The 22170-nt window shown below is 41.4% G+C and carries 13 protein-coding genes; 3 read left to right on the top strand and 10 right to left on the bottom strand.

The window, feature by feature from the left end; genetic code table 11:
- Window positions 1–757 precede the first annotated feature (757 nt).
- The gene (locus BWI93_RS23825; RefSeq protein ID WP_176454311.1) at window positions 758–5485 is read right to left on the bottom strand and encodes a DUF3320 domain-containing protein; all 4728 of its coding nucleotides are present in this window, start codon (window positions 5483–5485) and stop codon (window positions 758–760) included.
- A gap of 494 nt (window positions 5486–5979) precedes the next feature.
- On the opposite strand from BWI93_RS23825, the gene BWI93_RS23820 reads away from it, so the two are divergent.
- A complete protein-coding gene (locus BWI93_RS23820) occupies window positions 5980–6897 on the top strand; it encodes a BRCT domain-containing protein (protein WP_094816102.1) in 918 nt (305 codons plus the stop codon).
- A 92-nt stretch (window positions 6898–6989) separates the two neighbouring features.
- Here BWI93_RS23820 and BWI93_RS23815 read toward each other — a convergent pair whose 3' ends face one another.
- Genes BWI93_RS23815 through BWI93_RS23780 form a run of 8 tightly spaced genes read right to left on the bottom strand, consistent with a single transcriptional unit; the run spans window position 6990 to window position 17876 of the window.
- A complete protein-coding gene (locus BWI93_RS23815; protein WP_094816100.1) occupies window positions 6990–8003 on the bottom strand; it encodes a hypothetical protein in 1014 nt (337 codons plus the stop codon).
- Window positions 8004–8031: 28 nt separating this feature from the next.
- Window positions 8032–8835 (bottom strand): HNH endonuclease, encoded by an 804-nt coding sequence (locus BWI93_RS23810; protein ID WP_094816098.1) that lies wholly within the window; start codon window positions 8833–8835, stop codon window positions 8032–8034.
- Window positions 8832–9500, bottom strand: coding sequence for an OmpA family protein (locus BWI93_RS23805; RefSeq protein ID WP_094816096.1), 669 nt, complete (start codon window positions 9498–9500; stop codon window positions 8832–8834). Before BWI93_RS23805 ends, BWI93_RS23810 begins: the two co-directional genes overlap by 4 nt.
- 2 nt (window positions 9501–9502) lie before the next feature.
- Window positions 9503–11008: a MotA/TolQ/ExbB proton channel family protein gene (locus tag BWI93_RS23800; protein WP_094816094.1), complete on the bottom strand. Its 1506-nt coding sequence runs from the start codon at window positions 11006–11008 to the stop codon at window positions 9503–9505.
- Window positions 11009–11062: 54 nt separating this feature from the next.
- A complete protein-coding gene (locus BWI93_RS23795; protein WP_094816092.1) occupies window positions 11063–13930 on the bottom strand; it encodes a type I restriction endonuclease subunit R in 2868 nt (955 codons plus the stop codon).
- Between the two features lie 42 nt (window positions 13931–13972).
- Window positions 13973–14992, bottom strand: coding sequence for a YhcG family protein (locus BWI93_RS23790; protein WP_094816090.1), 1020 nt, complete (start codon window positions 14990–14992; stop codon window positions 13973–13975).
- A 31-nt stretch (window positions 14993–15023) separates the two neighbouring features.
- Window positions 15024–16250, bottom strand: a complete 1227-nt coding sequence (locus BWI93_RS23785; RefSeq protein WP_217902335.1) for a restriction endonuclease subunit S — start codon at window positions 16248–16250, stop codon at window positions 15024–15026.
- A 51-nt stretch (window positions 16251–16301) separates the two neighbouring features.
- Window positions 16302–17876: a type I restriction-modification system subunit M gene (locus BWI93_RS23780; RefSeq protein WP_094816088.1), complete on the bottom strand. Its 1575-nt coding sequence runs from the start codon at window positions 17874–17876 to the stop codon at window positions 16302–16304.
- A gap of 137 nt (window positions 17877–18013) precedes the next feature.
- On the opposite strand from BWI93_RS23780, the gene BWI93_RS23775 reads away from it, so the two are divergent.
- Window positions 18014–18463, top strand: a complete 450-nt coding sequence (locus tag BWI93_RS23775) for a hypothetical protein (protein ID WP_094816086.1) — start codon at window positions 18014–18016, stop codon at window positions 18461–18463.
- Between the two features lie 61 nt (window positions 18464–18524).
- Here BWI93_RS23775 and BWI93_RS23770 read toward each other — a convergent pair whose 3' ends face one another.
- Window positions 18525–19727 carry a hypothetical protein gene (locus tag BWI93_RS23770; RefSeq protein WP_094816084.1) on the bottom strand — a complete coding sequence of 401 codons (1203 nt, stop codon included), beginning with the start codon at window positions 19725–19727 and terminating at the stop codon, window positions 18525–18527.
- Window positions 19728–20162: 435 nt separating this feature from the next.
- On the opposite strand from BWI93_RS23770, the gene BWI93_RS23765 reads away from it, so the two are divergent.
- Window positions 20163–21734, top strand: coding sequence for a reverse transcriptase domain-containing protein (locus tag BWI93_RS23765; protein WP_176454310.1), 1572 nt, complete (start codon window positions 20163–20165; stop codon window positions 21732–21734).
- The last annotated feature ends 436 nt before the right edge of the window (window positions 21735–22170 follow it).

Below are 22170 nucleotides of genomic sequence, written 5' to 3'. Positions count from 1 at the left end.
CGAACGAGTGGGGCTTAACAAGCGAGTAATTATACTTGAGTGTATCTTGAGTAAGATACTACCAATAAAATAAGATAGCTAAAACTAGGAGTTGTACTCGCCGACAATATCCTGTACTATCCTGCCCGGTATGAGACCTAAGAAGTTAGTTAGGTATAGATTTAAGATTAAGTAAGTACAGCGTACAGAATAGACTAAGTTCCGAGTAAGTCGATCCAGTTTTGCAATGAGGAAGGTTGCCCTGTAAGTTTTGTAATAACTGATGCCGGCCTGATGCTGGGGCTAATCAATTTTTTTACCGGATTAAAAGTCGGTGAAGCTAAAAAGCACTACTCTTTTTAACCGGTTGAAATTTTCAACGACTTGCTTTTGAGCTCCAAGTCCCATACCGTAACTTCTTGATTGGTCAAGACCCGATAATACACCATTCACTAGCAAATATATTTTAAATTATTTCATTAATTCACTGTTCCACTGAGATGAAAATGATAAATCAACTGTTCATAACGTTTTGGAAAGGTTCGTTTGTAAAATGCCATAGGATTACTTACTAGCCCGCGAATTTTCTCATGCCGGGCATTACTACTGCATTTTATGCCTCAACAGCGTACCATATCAGTTATAAAGTTTGTATTTGATATATTCATACAATACTGCTAGTAGTATGAATTACAAATAAGACTCATACCCTTTTTAATAGTCGTTATTTAGTAAAAGGATACGAGTCTTATTTATATATCGAATTAACATTATCTACCTAGGGAAGATGCATTTTTCCTTCCGTCTCTTTCAAGCTGCCTATTTCTAATAATTTATCTATTCGTTCGTAAAGAAGGGTACGAAACTCGCTACTGAGCATTTTAAAACCTAACATCATACTTGCTTCTTTTGCTGCTTCTTCCCGAGTTAACGCTTTCACTAAGCGAGTACATTCTATTAGTACTAATTCAAGCTCCTGTGGGGCAATATAAGAGGGTTTACGCGTTCCAATTGGAGCGTTTTCTCCGCGACGGCGGATTTTGAGAGGATGATCTTTAAGAGTCACAAAACCATTTTCTTGGCGTTGAACAGTTTCTGTAAGTGCCAGTACATCAATACTTTCTTCAACTAAACGTCGAAACTTGCTCCCGGCTTTGGCCCAGCCCCAAAGTTCTCGTAAACGCGTTGTTAATTCATCTACGTGAATAGGAGACTCTACTTTCAACACCTGCAAGGTCAGCTCACTGAATTGACCAGGATAAAGAAGATAAGGATCATGGGTTGGAACACTGATGTCCGTAGCAACTTGATACTCATTTTCGGATAGCTCAGGTTTTGTTTCTTCTGATCTGTAAAATATGTTATGTTCTGGAGAGACAAGGGTCAAAGCATCAGATTCTTCCAAAAGGGACAATGCCTCATCATAAGCTTGCTTAATTTTTGCTAAGGTTGCCTCTTTTTTCTTAAAGAAATCCATTGCCCAAACACGATGCATTAGCCATCCCTGAGAATGGAGAATAGATTGACGAAGCCGATCCCGGTCCCGAGCCGAAGCCGCCTTATGATAGGATATACCATCACACTCGATTCCTAGCACGTACCGACCTTTTCGCTGAGGATCAACAATAGCTAAATCGACAAAAAAACCGGCTATCCCCACATGGGTATGTACTTCCCAGCCATACGTTTCTTCCAGACTCATTTTAATAGCTTGCTCGAGTGAATGTTGGATTCCAGCTGCGTTAGAAGTACTAGAATGTACTTCTCCCGTTCGAGCATATTGGAGGAATTGTTTTAAGTCTGCTACGCCCTGGCTAGTAGCTGGAGTAACCTCCATATCTAAATCAGTGATAGAACTAAAGACTTCGCAGCGTCTTCGAGCCCGAGATATGAGGACATTTAACCTTCGTTCGCCACCTACTTTATTTAATGGACCAAAATTCATGCTGAGTTTACCGCTGGAATCTCTCCCATACCCTAAGGAAAGAAATATAACATCCCGTTCATCTCCCTGCACATTTTCCAGGTTTTTAACGAAGAAAGGCTCGTGGGCGTGCTTGGCAAAAAAAGCTTCTACTTCGGGATATTTTCGTCGTTGAACTTCGACTTCGTCCTGAATAGCTCGCTGTTGAGCCATTGAAAAGGCTGCTACACCCAGCGTTTCCTCGGGTCGGTTTAATGCATGATCCATGACCGCCAAGGCTACCTCCTTTGCTTCGATTGGATTAGTACGAGTTACTGAACGGTCATAAATTCCTTTAACGGAACGCCAAACCAGACCTAGTCCAGCGTTCGGTTTCCAAGGACTGGGCACAACAAAAAGTTTACCTTCGTAATATTGACTGTTAGAAATGGCAATCAGAGAATGATGCTTGCTTCGATAGTGCCAACGTAGTAAGGTATCAGTTACACCACGAGCTTTACACAAAGAAAGAATACTTTCTAATTCTTTAGCTTTGACTAGATTGCTTTCATTGTCGTCCTCTTCGGTCTCTTTCGTTCCATCATTAGAAGTGAGCTTAGAAAAGAAACTGGAAGGAGGTAACTGCTTTTCATCGCCGACTACTACCAATTGACGGCAGCGTGCAATGGCTCCCAAAGCATCAACGGGTTTAATCTGACTGGCTTCATCAATGACTAACAGGTCAAATTCAACCTTACTGGGTTCCAAAAACTGAGCAACCGACAAGGGGCTCATCATAAAAACGGGTTTCAAATCCTGAATAACTCGTCCCGCAGCAGTCAGCAGCTGGCGAACAGGACGATGTCCCCGCTGCTTATTTACTTCTCCTAAAACTATACCTACAGCCCCTACCGATTTTTTTATCGGAAAATTCTGCTGATGTTGAGTAAGTACGTTCAAACGAGCTAAATCGAGACGAAGCCGATCTAATCGTTGAAATCCTGCTATATGTTCGTTGTGTATATCACCATTAAAATCCGTGAGTTCAGGTTCCTCTTGTAGTAATGTTTCCAGTTGCTGCTTAGCCAAGATTCGGTCGAAGCTGCTTCGTAATTCAGTAGGAGAGAGCTTACCGTCAATAAATAATGCGACCACCGCTTTAGCCGGACCATTTAAAGAGGTTTGTAACGTGTTTTGATAGGCTATCCACTCTGGTAATTGATCGATAGACTGTTTCCACTGTTGAAATTGATAAATTGCCTCTAAAAAAGGAATCTTATCACTTGGACCGTAAACTCTCTCATTTAGATTGAGTCGATCCGATAACCAGTTTAATTGTTCACGATACTTGGCGGTTTGTTCAGGAATGGTGGCTAAAAGCTGATTGGCCATTTCGCTCGTTACACTTAAAGCAGCTTTTCGCTCGAGGTTACTAAAACCTTTTTCAATGCCTTGTCGCATCCATTCCGCCTGTTTGACAAGTTCTTGTGCATTACCTTGTTCTGTCCAACGACTCCCAAATGCTTGTTCGCCCAAAGCTGCCTGCAAAGTTAAGGACCGGTAAAGCTCCTGTCCTTTAATAATTTGATTCAATAGCCGGTCCCGATCTGACACATCCGAAGGTAAAGGAATACGTAACTGACGAGCAAACTCCTTTTTTGCCTGTTTGTAATCACTATTTAAAATTTTGAAAAAGCTAGATTCGTGTTCAGCCAACGGTCGCTGTACTCGTGTAAGATCTTCCTGCCAGATACCCGCTACCACCACATCTTTTAGAACTAGAGTAAGGGCTTCAAATTGAGCTTTTAACAGAGTTAATTTTTCAATACTAGCATAAGACTCTTCCCAGACGGGTTGGCTTAATGAGAATAAGCTGCCGCTAGGCTTGTAGCGGGAAAATTCAAGTAAATTTTGAAACTGCTCAAGTCTTTCAAGAGTTGACTCTTCAATTCTAAGCATAAGAGCATTCGCTGATGTTTCTGAAAGTTCATGCAAAACTTGAGCCTGTGTACTCAGAACCTCTAATCTCTGCAAAAGTTCTTGCCGTTCAGTACCTAAGTATCTGCGTAAGCCCACCCCTCGCCATACGTGTGTAGCTGGGTCACCAACGGTTGCAATGGATTGACTTAACTGGTCCAAGTTATGCCGAATGGAGGCAATCGTTTTAGGAAAAAGGGCACGAATGTCGGGTAAAGCAACCAAAGTTTCCGCTCCCTTAGGCAACCCTAAAGTAGTTATGGTACCGAGTAGAGTATACGCAGAGGGGATTGGGTTTAGTTTACTGTGATGTAAGCGTAAAGGGTGCTCGTTGAGTAGAGTGCGGTGGACGTGCAATTGTTCGTTTAGAGCCTGAAAAGACACACCTTCCATCTGGGGCTTACCAAGTTCCCAGGTTACTTTTAATTCACCCAAAACCGAAGCTTTCCGAGACTTATTGGAATGTAATTCAAGGCAAAGAGCTGCAAGGCCTTCGCGTTCTAATCGTCTCTTTACTACTTCGAGGGCGGCAAGCTTTTCTGCTAAAAATAAAACACGTTTACCATCAAGTACAGCAGTAGCAATAATGTTCGTAATGGTTTGACTCTTACCGGTACCTGGAGGACCCTGAATGACCAGATTTTGTCCTTGTCGTACTAATTCTACGGCGATAGTCTGTGAGCTGTCTGCATCCACTACATGATCCAGCCGCTCTGGACTGATCCACTCATCCAAGCTATGAGGTAAAGTAAGACCAGATTCTTTCATTAATTCCTCTTTAGGAAATAATAATTGGTTAAGCAATGGCTGCTCAAGTAAGGAATGAGATTCAGGCCAAAGGTTTGCATCTAAGTCTCGGTACATCAAATACTTGGCAAAGGAAAAGAATCCTAAACACATGCCATCCGCTTCTACTGACCAGCCCGTAGCTCCGGCAATAGACTGTTCTACTGCTGAAAAGTAAGTAGCCAAGTCAAACGTTTCTGCATCTTCCTGACCCAGAGAGGGTAATTGTACCTGATATTCTGACCGCAGCTTTTCAGCCAGAGAAAGATTATCCATAAGATCTTCCTCCCGCCAGCGAAGTGCAAAGCGTTCCTGAGCAGAACTTCGAGTCAAATCTACTGGAATCAACAGCAAGGGTGATTGTCGTGGAGTATTTGCGGTATTGCGGTCAATCCAATGTAAAAGTCCAATCGCTAAATAGAGAACATTTACTCCCTGCTCTTCAATGAGTGTCCGGGCTTCGTTATGTAAGTCAAATAATCTCCGTTGCAGTACTTCAGGTGTAAGTCGGGTTTGCAGTCTACTGTCTGTGTGTCGTTTAGCTTTTCCCGTTACTTCATCTACATCATCGTCATCTGGTAACGGTAATTCTACCAGTTGTTCGACATCTTCATCCATCTCGTTTGATGTCTGTGATTTCGAGCGAACTTTACCCGGTAGAAATGTGAATGTCTTTCGCTCAGTAATGAGCCGCTTATAAACTTCATCGGCTCGTTCATCAAAAATTTGAACTAAACGAGCACTTTTCGAGCCAAGCGGGATGGAAATAAGCCGGTTTCTGGTTGATAAATCCAACAATTCGCGTCGGTTTTCTTCCAGTTGCTTTTGAACGGGATGCAAGGGGGCGGACATGCTCTTGTTAAAGACTATAAGGGTTAATTTATCTTTAATAATACTACTTATTTACTTAAGAATTGTAATTTTCGACTTATAAATCTAAAATCATTCAAAATGAAGACAACGAAATCAAATAGCATTCAGCTTATAGATCGATTAAAATACTATCTGCCGTAATTACTTATGAGTATTTATGAACGTATTATTTATATTATTGCATAATGGTAGTACCTAGTTAATGAGGTGAGAACGCTAAAGGTGGTTAGCTACATGCAGAAGTACTAGCCCTAAAATGTACTTTTTTAGAATATCATAAGCTTATATGTACAAAATACTTTACTTAGTATCGATAATTGAAAATTTCGGTCTTCTGCTTTTTTATAAAAATACAGCTATACCAAGTCAGTAATTAGAGTTGCGAAGATTGAATACGGGCAGCTTCGATCCAAATTGTCTAATCTAATCAACTTATAACCTATAATCCTTCCATTGTCCACATGAACACAGCCTCATTTGATACCTTTGATCAGGGTACATACGTTCATTTTTGTTCAGAAGCCCAACTCGAACGTGATTTAAATTCATTATATGGGTATTTATTGGGTATACAAGCAGATGCAGATATCAATGCGGAGGAAATGGCTCGGCTTACTAGTTGGACAAGCTCTGTAAAACCGTACGAGAACAAATACCCCTATCGCGTCTTCATCGAAGCAATTCAAAATGTGCTGGCTGATGGCGTGGTAACTGATGAGGAAATTGAGAATTTACGCTGGCTTTGTCAGCAGTATCTTAACAAAGACAATCCCTACTATTGCATCATCACCTCCGCTACTCAGCAACTTACTGGTTTATTAACGGGTATAGCAGCTGATCGAATTATTAATGAGGCAGAGATTCATCAGTTAAATGATTGGTTAGGGGAACATTTTTTCTTGAAAAATACCTGGTTGTTTGATGACCTTTTTCCATTGATCCAAAAAATCATCTTGAACCGCACTATTACTCCATCATTACAAGATGAGTTACTCAAGATTTGTGACTTAGTCAATGCTCTTCCTCAACAGGAGGAAAGATCGAACCAGACTATGGCTCGATCTCTAACTTCTCCTGATTTACAGATTGACATTCCCACCTTTAGCTTTTGCCTAACTGGGACTTCCAAGCAGTACACACGACGGCAATTAGCTGAACTCATTGAACTATACGGCGGATATATGCAGGATAGCGTTTCTTCTAAATTGCAATATTTAGTTATCTGCGATGAAAAAAGTAACTGCTGGGCCTTTGCCAGCTACGGGAGGAAAGTAGAAAAAGCAATTCAATTGAAGGCTAAAGGCAAGGGGCCTGAAGTTATATACGAAGAAGATTTACATGCGGCTATTGAAGCACTAAAACAGAGCTCTGCTATTTAATCTTTGGTTTTAATTTAAGCTAAACTCAGTAGCTCTTTCAAGTACATACTTGAGGGAACTACTGAGTTTAGTTTTTGTCAGCTTGCCTTCGGCTAATTCTGGGACTGCCAGACTTCATCCGCCCAGGCATATAAATTCCGGCCATTTTCTGCTTGCCAATATTCTCCCCCTGCTAAAGCTCCAGGGTGCTGTTTTTCTGGATGACATTCAGTAAATATCGTATGGGTAAGATTTGAAATAGAGTACTCTTTGCCATCATACAACCATTTTACTGTATTTTTTTGGCCCAACTTACCTGTAATCTCCGCTTTAAAAAAGTTATCATCCCGGTAGATAACAAAGCTAGGTAAGTTATCCTTCATGGAGATAATGGCCCCTTCATGCAGACAGCCGTTTTCCAATAATACTCGTATGGTAGTTGGACGTTTAGTTAGAGAGGTAGGTTGTTCTCTTACCTCTTCTTTATGCTGAATTTCAATTAAGTACTGCTGAGCTTCCTGCAAGGGGATGATTTTCGTAGGAACAATGACGATTTGAGTACCAATCTGATGAGGTTTAATTCGAACGCAGGAAATATCCAATCCACATTGGTTGAGCCAAAGTACAGTTGTGGTCAATTCCGTAGAAAAGTCCTCCGAGCATAAGATGATTCGGGGCTTATTGGTGAATTGTTTAAAATCTTCCTGTTCAGTCACAAATTCCTTAATCTGCTCTAATGAAGTGCTGATATTGGCCTGTTCGTCTGCTAGATACTTTTGTTGATAGCTTACATAGTGGGGTAAAAGCTTTTCAATCGTTAAAGAGGACATCATGGCGGCATAACGAATGGACTGTAAATCAGCATAACCCGCCATGCTGTCTCGCTTTAACTCTACAATTACTAGGTTTCCTTTCCGGTCAATCGCAAGTATATCTAGTCGATCCGAAGACTTAATGAACTTATCAAATTCAATGCTTACTACCAGAAGGTCTTCTCCGAGTACTTCAGGAGCCTGCCGAATCCATTCCTGAATGTGTCTGCGTTCCCAAATATTGAAAGCATTGAAAGTGCCCGCCTGAATTTTGTCGAAAGTGGTAGGGTTTTCCTGGTTGACTACTAGTAGCATAAGCTTAAGTACATAAATTAGGGATGATTCAATTTGCCTCACTGTCTGTGCGGCTTGATAAATACTTCTGAAATGCTTCTAACTCTTTTCTTTTGGAAGGCTTTGAAAAGTTAGTTATGTGTAGTTTGTCAACTTTTGAATGACAGTCTATACACAAACATTGTAAGTTTTTAGATCGATTGTCTGTCTTGTTACCATTTCTATGATGAACATGTAAAAAGCGACGAGCACTGCTTTCTTGTAAATTGATCGTACATTTCTCGCAGACATATTCTTTTGATTCACGGAATTTTTTACTTACCCATTTCCAATCTAAGGTATGCCCATCGATATCCGTAGGTATATCTTCTATTGCTACTGTAGATTCATATTTTTCTTCGAGGTATTTGTAAAAATCACTAGTAGAATAAGCCTGATCCATTTGTTCTCCAACCAGTTTTCTACATTTGGAGCATAGTGTCAAAGTAGTTAATACTCCTTCCGCTGGATAAGCCTGTTTGTTTTTGGAGTAATCGTATAGCTGAACTGATTCAGTGTTACTAACGACATAGTCTCCTAGTAATTCATGCCGATCCAATACTACGTCGCATTCGGCAATGTGAAATTTAGGTATTCCATATTTGCTTATGTTAGGAGTTCTATTATACAGGTAACACTGATATTCAATTCCATCTTCCAGACAGAATAACCCTTCAGGCCTGATAATGAGTTCTTCACTTTCTAACAGCTGTTTTAGAGTCCGTTTGATGGATTTAAACGCTCCTAAAATTCCCTTTTTGTAACCTTGGTCATCTAAGAAATTATTCAATCGACCGAACGTATACAAACTCATAACTTAATTTGATTTAGTTCTTCAATAACCTTATCACTGTTAGTCACAATCCGAAACTCTACCCGACGGGATTGGACATCAAACTCTTTACGGGAGATTTTTGAGTAATTCCCTTCTGCATCCAGAGCCCTGCTCCAGCCGTACCCACTTGTGGTTAGGGTATATTTTAAGTTCCGTTGCTGGTCTCGGGTTAATCCTGCAAAAGAGGAATGGTTGACTACGTAATAGAGGACTTGATTCGCTCGTTGCTGAGAAAGTTCGATGGTTTGCCGGTAATTTCCGGAGGCAGTATGCCCTTCAATGCGTACTTCCTGAATAGTAGACTGATATTCTGGTTTGGTAATAATTGCTAAGTACTTAGGGATAAACTGATTAAGTACGCTAACGAAATGGGGAGTTGGCATACCTTCCCCCTTCTCAAACAGGCCATCCGCATTTTTAAAACGAATCGATAAGTCTTTGTTAACTTCTAAATTCCAGTGGCTGGCTACTTCCCTGAACTCTTTTTGAAGATCCTTATAGATCTGAGCTTTTGTATCTTCTACCTGACCTACTTTCTCCTGCAATAAACCCATGTAAGCCAGAGCAATAAACAGGAAGATAACCATCAGAACAGTCATCAAGTCAGCGTAGGGAATCCAGAAGTTTTCTTTTTTTGCTTTCATGGTTATCGACGGGCTACTGTAGTTTGACCCATCATGAATCGCTGAATCAAGCCATCCAGATTTTGTAGGGTATCATTAAGACGTTCATAAAATTCCTGGTTAATGTTTTCCAGGTCTTTACCAAGGGAAGTAGAAGCCCTCTTGATGATGTTAATGGACTTGTCCATTTCTGCCCGGTAATTATCCCAGGTCGACCCATTCAGGTTTCTGAATTCTTCAAGCTGACTAATGAGAATTTCGGCCTTATCGCTAAAATTCATTTGATTCCGAACCCAAATATTTAGCTTTTGAGTAGTTTCATCGTAAGCCATCGTAGTCGTAAGTAAGGTATCGACGGAGCGTTCAACCCTGGTTACGATATCCGTAAACTTACCGTCACTAATCATGACCTTATCTAACTCTCTAACCAGTTGAGTGAGTTTACCATCATTCGCTACCAGTTCTTCACTCAGGGCTGCAACCTGCGAAAGTACAATTGTTGCTTTATCTAAATCTTTCGTAGCCTTACTTACATTGGTCAGAATCAACTGAGCCTCTTTCCCTAACTGAGCAACTTGTTCCTTATTTTCCTTTTGCCAGGAATTCAGCATAAGTACGCTCGAATTCAGTTCTTTAAAGTTTTCTTTTACCAGTCGATCAATAAGCTCACTCATCTGAGCATTGAACTGCTCCGTAGTAGCTTTCATGACCTCAACCAAGGCTTCTGTATTGTTTTGACGCATCAGCTCGGAGAATTCGTCAAATTTGGTCGTCAGTAGCTGATTACTGGTCGTCATCCCCCTGACGATCTGCCCAAAGCCTTGTTCAAGGTTCTTCGTCTGATCTTCGGTTGCTTTCAGCGTTTGGGTAGAGCTATTAAGAATCCGATCCAGATAAGCAGCATTTGTTTTCTGGAAGCTTTCTGTTTGGGAAAGCTGACTATTTCCTATAGCTATTTGTTGATCGATCGATCGCTGAATACCATCGGTTTGAACAAATTGCTTTTCACTTTCTGTAATTTGCTTACTAATAAGGTTCTGAATTTCTCTGTACTGTTGAACATTGTATTCCTGAGTATCCCGGAGCGTTTTATTAATGACGGAGAGGTCGTTCCGGAGGGCCTTTTCCAGTTCTCCAAACCGAAGGTTTAAATCATTTAACGCTGAAAGCTCATCACTGGCTTGTCGGGGCCGATTCGGTGAATGGTCAATATGATTCTGGACATAGGCTAAAGCTTTCTGAGCAATAATCAAACCCGCAATACCGGCGATAGTAGCGACAAACGCAGACTTCAATCCCGATAAAAGCTGAGGTAAGCTATTTTGAATATTGCTGGCATCAAAATCTGACAATCCAGAGAAAATGCCCCAAGCCGTGCACATAATCCCAAGCGTCGGAAAAACGGAAGGAATACTTTCCAGCAGGTAAGGATTAACCTTAGACGGATTATGATAGGATCGGAACAGGTAATAACTACTGAAAATAGCCCAACTTCCAATGCAGGCTATGGAAAGGAAATGTTCTTGCATGATACTAGGATATACCGGAAAGGGGGCGGTGGTTAACAGTTACTTTGAAAAAAATTACACAGGCATTCCCTGAATGAAAGTCTCGACAAAGCCGATTAGCTTTTCAATGATGCGTTCGCCGGTCTTGCGACGTTGAAGCACCGAAGGTTGCGAACCTTTGATGAGTTTCAGCACGTCGTCGCGTAGGGGCTGACGCTGAGCAAACAGGTATTGCTCAATGATACGTTCCGTCTGAGATTCTTCCAGGTTTTCTTCCGCAACGAGGGTTTGCAGGGCGGCTAGTCGGGCATCGCTAACGAACGTACTGAACGCTTCGGTTACGTCTTCGCTGTCTTTGAGATAAGGCAGGTTTTCGTTAATGAACTTTTCGATCAGTTCCCGCTTGCTACGGAGCTGGGCTTCCCCCGCAATGATGTCCAGAATTTCCTGTTGCTTTCTGGCTTTTTCTTCCGGACTAACGTCTAGCACTTTGGCCAGCAAACTCAGGATGTAACTGACATTGATTTCATCGCGGTGAATCAGTTCAATCTCGAAATCAACATCATTGAGTATGGAAACTTTTTCCTTGCCCTCACTACTCTTGGTTTTATCCTTCAGGTCCAGATACTTGCTGGCGTAATCGTTAAAGGTTTGAGCGGTTAAGGGCAGATCCTCCCAGGTAAAGTCAGCGAAGGATTCCAGGACGTTTTTATTCCGCATCATATCCCGGAATGCCTTGACAAACGCCAGTTCTTCGGCTTCGGTGGGCAACGCATCCACGCTTTCAACCGTGGGGGCAACCTCTATAAGCCGCTTAAAAGCTTGCTGGAATTTCTGCAGGTAATCCTCGTAAGGCTCCACCATGATTTCCTCGATGGCCTTGGGATTGCTGAATAGGGTAATGGCGTCGTCAGTAGCCTGTTTCAGATTTCGAAAGACTACAATGTTTCCCTGCGATTTGAGTTCATTCAAAATCCGGTTGGTACGCGAATAAGCTTGAATCAACCCGTGGTACTTGAGGTTTTTATCAACGTAAAGGGTATTGAGCGGTTTACTGTCAAAGCCCGTCAGAAACATGTTGACGACCAGCAACAAGTCAATTTCTTTCGCTTTTACCCGCTTGGCAATGTCCTTATAGTAGTTATCAAAGGCCAGCCCGTCTTTTGCCGAATGATTGGTGCCAAATTGCTGGTTATAGTCGCCAATGAAAGCATCGAGTTTTTCGCGGCTATGTACGTTGCTGAGGTACTGTACGGATCCATCAGCGGCTAGTGCGTCGGTTCCGTCAGTCAGAAAACCATTCGCGTCTGCATCATCTTCGTTGTCGCCATAGCTAAAGATGGTGGCTATTTTCAAGTCGTGTTTGCCCTCCTGCTTTTTCCGCTGCAGCAGTTCATAGTACTTGATGAGGGTCGGGACGTTACTCACGCAGAACATGGCCGTAAATAGCCGATTATGCGTTTTACGAGAATGATTGGCCAAGATGTAATCCACCACCTTTTCCAGGCGACTGGGATGTTCCATCAGCTCTTTTGTATCGATGTCTTCAACCTCAATGTCCATTTCATTGAGCGTATCCTTTCGCCGGAAACGGCCCACGTATTCCACCGAAAACTTGAGTACGTTTTCGTCCCGAATGGCGTCGGTGATGACGTAACGGTGTAGACGTTCGCCAAAGAGGTCTTTGGTGGTTCGCAGTCCCAGTGAATTTTTCTGAGCGTTGTCTTTGAAAATGGGGGTACCCGTAAAGCCAAATAACTGGGCATTCTCAAAAAATTCGCGGATGCGTCGCTGCGTATCGCCAAACTGACTGCGATGACATTCGTCAAAAATAAATACGACCTTCTCGCGTTTGAACCGCTCCATCGAGGCCTGGTATTTGCCTTTGGTAATAGCCGTATTCAATTTCTGAATGGTGGTGACAATCAGACGGGTGTCGTCAGAAAACTGTTTGACTAGAGCCCGGGTATCGCTGGTACCATCGACGCTGCCTTTGCTAAAGCTGTTGAATTCTTTGGACGTCTGATAATCAAGATCTTTGCGATCCACGACGAAGACCACTTTTGCCACCTGCGGTAGGTGCATGATAATCTGGCTGGCTTTAAACGACGTTAATGTTTTGCCCGAGCCAGTCGTGTGCCAGATGTAGCCGTTTTTATTGCTTTGCTTGACTCGCTCAATAATGGCTTCGACGGCATAGTACTGGTAAGGCCGTAATACCATCAGGCTTTTGTACGTTTCGTTCAGCACGATGTACTTACAGATCATTTTCGACAGATGACAGGGTTCCAGAAAGGTACGCGTGAAGGCATCCAGATTACTAATCCGCTGATTTTCGGCGTCGGTCCAGTAGAAGGTCTGCTTGAATGACTGTTCGCGGTTGTTGGCGTAGTATTTGGTATTGACGCCGTTGCTAATGACGAAGAGCTGAATGTACTGATACAGAGCCATCCCACTGCCGTAGGAATGTCGCTGGTAGCGATTGGTCTGGTTGAAAGCCTCTTTCAGCTCCAGCCCGCGACGCTTGATTTCAATCTGTACCAGCGGCAGGCCGTTGATAAGCAGGGTTACGTCGTAGCGGTTTTTGTAGGTACCTTCCATGTTCACCTGCTGCGTAACCTGAAACTGATTCTGGCACCAGTGCTCAACGTTAAGCAGATCGAAATACAGCGGATCTCCGTTATCCCGCAGAATATGCTGTTTGGAACGGAGGGTTTTGGCTTTTTCAAAAACGGAGCCTTTACTCAGGAGATTGAGGACTTTCTCAAACTCCGAAGCCGAAAATTCGATTGCATTCTGGATTTCGAGCTGCCGCTTGAGATTGGCAATCAGTTCGGTTTCGTTACGAATGGCAACAAATGTATAGTTGAGCTGTTGAAGAGTTTCAACCAGGCTCTTTTCCAGGGCAAATTCGGACTGGACAGCCGAAGCGGAGGTATTCATAGTGGTGCGGGGCGGAGGTATTATACTATCAAACGGGTGCGTTTATACGACTGAATTTTCTGGATTTGCTCCATCGGCTTCCTCCGTCAACGTATCCAAAATTTCCTGCCATTTGGCCTGTAACAGGCGTTTATCGGGCAGCTTGGTCTGGTAATCGGCGACCAGCGTGGGCGACAGACTTCGGTTAAGAGCGTATTCCACGACGGTATCATTCTTTCCCTTACAGAGCAAAATGCCAATCGAGGGGTTTTCGTGCGGCTTACGGACGTCCCGGTCCAATGCTTCCAGATAGAAATTGAGCTGACCCAAGTGCTCGGGCTTAAAGCGTTCGACCTTTAATTCGATGGCAACCAGACAATTCATGGTTCGGTTGTAAAACAACAGATCGATGCGAAAATCCTGATCGCCCACCTGAAGGGGATACTCTTCGCCGATGAAGGCAAAATCCCGGCCAAATTCCAGCAAAAAACGGGTAATGTTCTGACTGATGCGTTTCCGCAGCTCTCCTTCCAGATGCAACTCGGGCAGTTGCAGAAATTCCAGTATGTAGGTGTCTTTGAGTGAGTCGGTCAGGCTTTGCGGTAATTCTCGCACCAGTGGTGCGAGTTTTTGCGTACCCAGCATCACCCGTTCGTAGTACGAGCTGGTGATCTGGCGGCTGAGCTCCCGCTTGGAGTACCGCTCGCGGGCGACCAGCCGCAGGTAAAATTCACGTTCTTCGGGACTCGGACAGGGCAAAATCAGTAGATGATTCGTCCAGCTTACTTCGCTCAGCAGCGAAGTGAGTTGCGGATAGGTCTGATAAGTTTCGTAAAACTGCTTCATCCGCCAGATATTCTGACTGGAAAAACCACTGAGCTGGGGCTTGGTCCGGCGGATGTATTCGGCCAGTTCTTTCACCACGGATTTACCCCAGCTTTTACTAGTCACCTGCTGACTTACGCACTGCCCAATCTGCCGGTAGAGCTGCACTAGTTCCCGATTCACCGCCAGAAAAGCCCGTTGCCGGGCTTCTCCGATCAGACGGGTAATGTGCTGAAACTGCGGTTCTACGTTCGTCATACCTATGCAAACAAATAATAAGAAGAGCGGTCTATACAAATAACTGTTGTAACAAGCCTTTTTTCCAAACTTCGGCCTGTTTAATCCGGGCGTCTTCTATTTCTATTTTTTCATCAATCGCGGATAGGAAATTGGCGATTTTGGTTTGTTCTTCTATACAAGGTAATATTATTGGAAAGCTCTTGTACTCTTCCGCATTAATGCCAGGTTGCCCAGAACGCATTGACATTTTAGTTACCCAATTGTTATAAGAAGGTTGTAAGGTTTGCTGGAAAATAAAATAAGGAATATTATCTTTCAAAGAAAATCGAATTAGAAATCCTGCAAAATAAACTTTACCGTCTTTGTAATTATATAGATAAGTCTTGCCAACACTAGCACCTGTGCGGGCAAATAGCAAATCTCCTTCTTTCAAAAGATATTTATCATCCAATTCACAATCTGGAGAAGTTACACCATCATTTATAAAAGTTCTAGAATTATCATCAATATCCGTAATTCTAATATACTTGTTTTCACCATCAAATTCTTTAGAAGCAGCATTAAGACCATACATGACATTACTTGCTACCTCCCCTAACTTCTTCTCCTCCCAATCCGGATAATCATTCCCCTTTTCATCTTTAAAGCGAATTTCCTGACTGAAGAGTTGCTGCATAACGCCCTTTTTGTATTGCTCCAACAGGCTCTTCTTCCGCTTTAAACCCCTGATTTTCTCATCTATAGCGGAAAGGAAGGAGGCTATTTTTTGTTGTTCGGGGAGAGGGGGGTATGGTATTTTAAATTTACCTATTTCCTTAAGGGAAAGAAACGGTTGTGCTCCACCAGAAGACAATCTTGTAAATAATTGTATGCTAGATTTTCTCTGATATTGTTCAAGATAATATGGATTTATTAATTTTTTATTAGGCTTAATTAGTGCAACATTCTTTAAACTAAATTCATAGTCTATAGTGTTTAAAGCACACGTTGCTGCCCCAGCACCAATATTAACAATTAACAAGTCTTCGTATTCGGGATTACATCTTCTATAGATCTTTTCATGATCTTCTCTGGATAAATAATAACAATTTTCATAGTCTATATTGCCATCCTTAATATGTATCGCTGTTAAGTAGGGAATACCAAATTCAATTGGCATAGGTGTATCATGTGTTCCATCTGTTATCTTATTACTAATATCACTCAAAATTCTTATCTCCCATTCCCCACTAAACTCAGGAAACCGCAACGTCGGCACATTCAATTCTTTTTCCATAAACTCGATTCATTGATACTAACAACAAACAATCAGCAACGAACAACTGTATTAAAACGGAGAAACAATCCCCAATTCCTGACAGTATCCCGCAATCTTCGTATTCGTTTCGGTCAGTTGTTGTTCCAGCGTTTGTAACTCTTCCGCGATGGCGTTCAGATCAATCGTTTCCTCACTTTCAAAGGTATCGACGTAGCGGGGAATGTTGAGGTTGTATTCATTTTCCACGATGGTGGCCAGCGGTACCCGTACGCTGTATTTGGGCAGCTCGGTACGCTCGCGGTACGTAGTAACAATTTTATGCAGGTCTTCGTCCCGCAGGTAATTCTGCGTTTTTACCTTTTCAAAATCATGGCTGGCGTCGATGAACAAGACATCTTCCGGCGTTTCGCGGCATTTCTTAAATATCAGGATACAGGTCGGAATACTCGTGCCGTAAAAGATGTTGGCGGGCAGGCCAATCACGGCATCCAGGTAATTCCGGTTTTCGACCAGATACCGGCGAATCAGTAACTCCGCCCCGCCCCGGAAGAGTACGCCGTGGGGTAAGACTACTGCCATGGTACCATTATCAGCCAGGTGATGCACCATGTGCTGCACGAAGGCAAAATCGGCCTTACTCGAAGGAGCCAGCTTGCCGTAGGACCCAAAGCGTTCGTCGGTCGTAAAGAGCGGATTGGCACTCCATTGAGCCGAAAAAGGTGGGTTGGCTACTACTGCTTCAAACTGCATGCCCTCGTGTTGCGGGTGCTCCAGCGTATCGTCGTTTTTAATATCGAAACGGCTGTAGTGGACGTCGTGCAGAATCATGTTCATCCGGGCGAGGTTATAGGTCGTCCGGTTCATTTCCTGTCCGTAAAAATGCCCTACCTCCTGCACCTCTTTAGCTACCCGCAACAACAACGAACCCGAACCACAGGTCGGATCATACACCGATTTGAGCTTAGTTTTACCCGTTGTCACCAGTTTAGCCAACAGTTTGCTTACGGGTTGCGGCGTATAGAACTCACCGGCTTTTTTTCCGGCTCCGGCGGCAAACTCCCCGATGAGGTATTCGTAAGCATCGCCCAGTACATCCCGCTCGGATTGTTCGAGCTGAAAATCAATCTCATTGAGATGGTGTAATACCCGGGCAATGAGGACGTTCCGTTGTTCGGCGGTTTTGCCCAGCTTGGAGCTACTCAGGTCAATGTCTTCGAACAGGTTATCGAAATCTTCCTCGCTATCCGTACCCATGGTACTAAGCTGAATGTTGTTGAGAATTCGGTCGAGGTCTTCCAGAATGAATGAACTACTGGTTTCGTCGTCCCTATCGTTTCCCCGTTTGCTGACCTGACTGAAGAGTTCGGAAGGTTTCAGAAAATACCCCAGTGTTTCCACGGCTTCCACCCGGACGGCTTCCAGGTATTCCTGCCCGGTTTCGGTGTTTTCGTCGATCTCCAGATACGTGATTCCGTCGGGCTGGAGAATAGTATTAGCGTAGTTTTCGAGTTTCTCGGAGAGGTATTTATAGAAAATAAAACCCAGAATATAATCGCGGTAATCGTCGGCACTCATCTTGCCCCGCAGGGTATTGGCCACATTCCAAAGCTGAGTTTTCAGCACATTCATCTGGTAATCAGACATGGGGTACTTAGGGTAAATGGTGAATAGTCAAAAATAAGGGATTGAGGTGGGAAGATGACTAGGGGCAATGAAAATCTACTAAAAAGTGATAACCTGTATAGAGGAATAGTGATATATAGTAAAACGCCCTTACCAACATGAAATCAATCGCCTGGCTACTGACTGCATCGCTGTTGCTCATCCATACGCAATTGGAGAAAGTCTACGCAACGGATCATACACTTGAAGCAAATCTTAACGTCAAGAAAGAAGAAGTAAAACCACCCGTTCTAGTAAGTCAGAGTGTTTCCTGCGTCCGATTAATGAACTTCATTATCGACAATGGTTATAAAGTAGGAGAAGTCTCCAGTTTTCAACTCATTCGCTCTTCCTGGTTAAAATCCGTAGTAGCCATTGAATATAAGGACGTTCTTTATGTCATTGCTGAAATCAAACGCGATAGGTTAGGATACCAAACCCAGCACTACATTTTCTGCAATGTACCGCGAAGAAACTGGAATGCATTCAGAAATATCTATGATATGCAACATTCCTACGGGGAACGTTTTAATGCTTATATTATGGATTATGAATGTGAGTGTGAATAAAAAAGACATTAAAATATCACTAGCTAGCAAATGAATATATCGCTAGCTAGTGACGTATCTATTACAAATCATCATTTAAATCAAATAGTTGAGCTTTCTTTATTCTGGATATCTTAAAATATCTTATACTGTCTCTCAACAAACACTTTGCTTTTAAATACAAATCAGTATCGTTTTTTTCTTCTTCACTAGGTTCGATAATTGAATATTCTTTCAAGGTACGAACACTTGTATTTTCATTGTGATCAGTATAAGTTATATTCAGATACTCATTTTCTACGGGCTTGCCAATTAATTCTTTGAGGGTATCAGGGGTTATGAATTTGGTTAAAAACTTACCATTATTTTCCGAAAAAGATGGCAATGAGGGATTTTTTCTACTATAGGGTTTAAAACGATTTTCATTAGCACTGATACGGATTTCTGTTCTTTGATAGGTCAATTTGTCAAGTGCTTCAAGAAAGTAGATGCCATTTCGGAAGTGTAAAAGTTTTGGCTCTAGAAGTGTTCGTGATTCAACATTTTCAGGATTCTCAGAGAAAACAAGATATTGCTTTTTATTCAAAGAATTGTTTAGAAATTTGAGGGTCTTATCATCAGGTATATTAATGAACTCTAACGTTTCGATAGGCAAAAATACTTCACTAAATTTATCAGAGTGACAGTTAAAGTATTTGCACTTAATTAATCGATTGGTCGTAACTCTCCTAATTGCCCCACTTTTATTATCAATAAGAGGCTCTTTACTTTCATATCTTGAGGTACCAACTACTTGCATCAATGGAGCAACAAAAGATACTAAAGATGAGATGTCTTTAGTGATTGGATCAGAGCTATGACTGTTATGTTTTAAAGTACTCTTTCTTTTATCCAATTCATAAGCAACAGTCCTAAAATTTACTTTGTCACCATAGCTATACGACGTTTTTAATCCTTCAGGTAATAAATCTTCAATCTTTTTGATGGGCTTTAAGAGTCGAGAAGAAATCCAGACATCTTCAAAGTGATGTGATTTTGATGAGAACCACATACATTTACATTGGAACGATCCCTCCTGGGCTATTTCCATTCCAGAATGTTCTTCAAAATGTGATTTCCCTTCAATAAGCACTTCGATAATCACCATAACAGGAGACAATAAGCTTGAATCTCCTCCAATCATAACTGCATCGCCAAATATTTTGCTTGTATAAGCATGAGTTTGCAAGGTAACAATAGTTCCAGGCAACCATTCTTTAAAATGGCTTAGTTTTTCTGGGGGCATAGGTAAATTTATTTTGGACAAAAAAGACAACTATTTGCAAATAAACCTATTTTTGCCAAAACCTTGCAGAAAAGTACGAAGAGAGTAAACAATTGGTTAGGACTATAAAGCTTCTATACTATTGTAGAAGTTTACTTTTCATAAATTATTATTGAAAAGGTTAAAGATTCTCGATTGCTGCCTTCGAGCATGGCTCACCAGTACGAACCCGATACAGGTTCCACCCTGAAAGAACTAAGCTTGATAGCCCAATTGCAACGTTAACGATTTCTTCTGATACTTCCATGATAATAAGTATTTGAATGATGAAATTAATAAGATTCAACATTCTGTGACTCAAGAATTTGGGTACTGGTCCGGCTCTTTATTATAGAGTGTATGTTTACTCAATACCTATCTGTTACACGTACCTGCAAGGTTTTTTGCTTCACTAAAATGGATAAAAAAGAAAAGCTTTGGTTAAAAGCTAAAGGATATCTACACTTAACCCCACAAATTGATATTACCAAAAATAAAAAGACTATTATTAGTAAAGTAACTAATCCCGAGTTTGTTTCTACTTACGCTTTTTATCCGTTGATCCACTCTATACTCAAAGAGAGGAGATATAAAAGAAAAGATTCTAATAGTTCAGAAAGGGCACATTCTTACAGAAATGAAAATGGAGAACCTGTAAGGAACATAAAGCTTAGACCTCTTCACTATTCCACTCACCTAGATGCCCTCATTTTTGGATATTACGCTGATCTGCTTCAATCACACTACGAAAAGCGAATTCAAGAACATGTCGGCTTATCAGAATCTATAATCGCCTACAGACGAATTCCTACTTCTGAAGGGAAATCTAATAAAAGTACGATTCATTTTGCGAAAGAAGTATTCGATGAAATTAAAAATAGATCTAAACAAGGATCTGATTGTATCGTATTGACTTTTGATATAAAAAGTTTCTTTTCAAGCTTAAATCATGAATTGCTAAAGTCCATATGGGCTGACATCCTAGGAGTATCACATTTGCCAAAGGATCATCTGAATGTATTTAAAGCGAGTACGAGATTCTCCTATATACTGCATGAAGATTTATGTAGGCATACAAAAAATGGATGCGAACGCAAAGGCTACGATGAAGGGCATTTGGCTCACATTAGAAATAGATTGGGCAAACAAAGTTTATTTAGCTCACCTAAAGAGTTTAGGGATAAAGTTAAAAGTGGAGAAGTAAGAATCCACAAATATCCGTTTAGGGATAAAATAACAAAAAAACCTATTGGCATTCCTCAAGGTTTACCTATTAGTGCAGTACTAGCCAATATGTACTTATTCAGTTTTGACCTAAGTATTTTAAACGAATTAGTTAAAAAAAGTAATGTTTTTTATCGCAGATATTCAGATGATTTATTTATAATATGCACTACCAGTAATGCTACATATGTAGAAACGTTTGTTACTAATGCATTACAGGAAAGTTTCGTTCAAATTAGTAAGGATAAAACAGAGAAATTTATATTCAAGCAATCCATCTTAGGTAATACTGAACCTAGACTACTTTCTTATAAATACCTATCGGATGGCACTCTTAAGGTTGCACCAGTAACTTACCTGGGGTTTGAATTCAACGGGAAGAATGCATTCATAAAATCTACAAATTTAGCTAAGTATTATCGTAGAGTGATCAGCTGCGTAAAGAGAAAAGCACGCAGAGCAAAAAAAATGGCAGAAAAGGACTATGGTCAAAAACCTGTTATTTATAGAAGGCAGCTTTATAAACTTTGCAATGATCCTAATTTAAAGCGTATTAAAGTTCATAGTAACTGGAAGAAAATTGTAAAACATTCTAATGGAGAATTCAGAGTGGTATCAGAGAAAAAGACTAAGCTTTTTAAAAGTAACTATCTGACATATGTTAACAGGGCTAGCCGAATAATGGAAGAACCTGCTATAATTAATCAGTTTAAAAAACATAAACTAATTTTCAATCAAGCTATACAAAGACATTTAAAAAAGTGAAAAGTGTTCTTTAACTAAACAAAGGTTGATTAATCTACTTTAAATAAGTAATTTAAGACTTCTTGCACCTTTATAATTCAAGAGCTCCTTGCATTAAACTAAAAGTAGTATCATTTACTTAAAAAGCTATTTTCAGCCTACCTATCGTTCCAATTTCATAAGCTTTCAGTGAAGGCCCTGGCCTATACATTTATTAGACAGATTGAGGCTTTTCTATATTGCTTAGTTCTTTTTCTTAGGCATTAGTCCATAGAGCTTCTAAGATTAACAGGCTTTAACTTCCCTTCTCTAAATCTTGTAGCACCTTAGTTTATGCTTTGCAATCATCTCGCACTCTCACTGAGCCATCGTAGCCAGGATGCTAATGGTTAGGGTGTTAACCTCTGGCATATCACAGCACTCAAAGTTTACTCCCGAGTCCCGAAGGGTAAAGACA

This window comes from Siphonobacter sp. BAB-5385 (genome assembly GCF_002261125.1).
Taxonomy (GTDB): domain Bacteria; phylum Bacteroidota; class Bacteroidia; order Cytophagales; family Spirosomataceae; genus Siphonobacter.
This window is presented reverse-complemented; position numbering and strand designations above follow the sequence as displayed.

Coding starts and splice junctions, on each gene's coding strand:
- BWI93_RS23815 (WP_094816100.1), bottom strand. CDS start 8,003: ATGCTACTAGTAGTCAACCAGGAAAACCCTACCACTTTCGACAAAATT.
- BWI93_RS23785 (WP_217902335.1), bottom strand. CDS start 16,250: ATGGAAAAAGAATTGAATGTGCCGACGTTGCGGTTTCCTGAGTTTAGT.
- BWI93_RS23775 (WP_094816086.1), top strand. CDS start 18,014: ATGAAATCAATCGCCTGGCTACTGACTGCATCGCTGTTGCTCATCCAT.
- BWI93_RS23810 (WP_094816098.1), bottom strand. CDS start 8,835: ATGAGTTTGTATACGTTCGGTCGATTGAATAATTTCTTAGATGACCAA.
- BWI93_RS23820 (WP_094816102.1), top strand. CDS start 5,980: ATGAACACAGCCTCATTTGATACCTTTGATCAGGGTACATACGTTCAT.
- BWI93_RS23795 (WP_094816092.1), bottom strand. CDS start 13,930: ATGAATACCTCCGCTTCGGCTGTCCAGTCCGAATTTGCCCTGGAAAAG.
- BWI93_RS23780 (WP_094816088.1), bottom strand. CDS start 17,876: ATGTCTGATTACCAGATGAATGTGCTGAAAACTCAGCTTTGGAATGTG.
- BWI93_RS23805 (WP_094816096.1), bottom strand. CDS start 9,500: ATGAAAGCAAAAAAAGAAAACTTCTGGATTCCCTACGCTGACTTGATG.
- BWI93_RS23790 (WP_094816090.1), bottom strand. CDS start 14,992: ATGACGAACGTAGAACCGCAGTTTCAGCACATTACCCGTCTGATCGGA.
- BWI93_RS23800 (WP_094816094.1), bottom strand. CDS start 11,008: ATGCAAGAACATTTCCTTTCCATAGCCTGCATTGGAAGTTGGGCTATT.
- BWI93_RS23770 (WP_094816084.1), bottom strand. CDS start 19,727: ATGCCCCCAGAAAAACTAAGCCATTTTAAAGAATGGTTGCCTGGAACT.
- BWI93_RS23765 (WP_176454310.1), top strand. CDS start 20,163: ATGGATAAAAAAGAAAAGCTTTGGTTAAAAGCTAAAGGATATCTACAC.